Origin of the sequence: Roseisolibacter sp. H3M3-2 (assembly GCF_029211165.1) — a bacterium.
GTDB lineage: Bacteria > Gemmatimonadota > Gemmatimonadetes > Gemmatimonadales > Gemmatimonadaceae > Roseisolibacter.
On sequence record NZ_JARGEK010000760.1, the window covers coordinates 1 to 694 of the forward strand.

Annotated in this window: 1 pseudogene; it reads right to left on the bottom strand. The window is 80.0% G+C overall.

What is annotated here, in order from left to right:
- Positions 1-122: 122 nt before the first annotated feature.
- Positions 123-694 (bottom strand): annotated as a pseudogene (locus tag PYV61_RS26245) (hypothetical protein); the annotation flags it as partial.

The following is a 694-nucleotide window of genomic DNA, read 5'->3' on the forward strand; positions in this document are numbered from 1 at the left end:
TTGTCTTCCTAAGACCGCTTGGCCTCCGACTTCGGCGGGGGCGGCGGGGGCGGCGGCGGCCTTGGCGGCGCGGGAGGTCGTGGCCCCGGCGGGGCGTGTGGCGCGAGGGGCAGTCATGACGGTCATCGCGCGGTTCCAGGCAGTGAACCCGAGTAGGCGGGCGACGCGGCCGCGTAGGGGCGCGGCGTCGTGGGGCGGGCGCCTCGGGCGGCGCTCGCGGCGGGGGAGGGACCAGCGGGTCCGGCGAGGCGGGTGGCGACGGCGTGCATCGCCACCGCGGCCGGCGAGCCGGCGGCGGCGTCCTGCAGCGGCATCCCCGCGCGCAGCGCGACGGCGAGCGTCGCGTCGTCGGGGAGCGCGCCGGCGAGGCGCAGCGGCTGGCGCAGGAAGTGGCGCGCGGCCCCTTCCAGGTGTTCGAAGGCGCGGCGGGCCTCCTCGTCGTCGAGGCGGCTCGCCAGCACGTCCACGGGGATCGGCGGCGCGTCGGGCGCGTCGGCCGCGGCGCCCTTCACGAGGGCGTACGAGGCCGCGAGCGCGATCGGGTCGCTCCCGGTCACGACGAGCAGCCGCACGGCGAGGTTACCGGCGCCGGCTGCCGCCGCGGCGTCGGCGGCCGCGCGCGCGACGTCGAGCGCCGCGCGCACGCCGTCGAGGCGCGAGCCGGCGTCGACGACCACCAGGTCGTGCGCCGCCC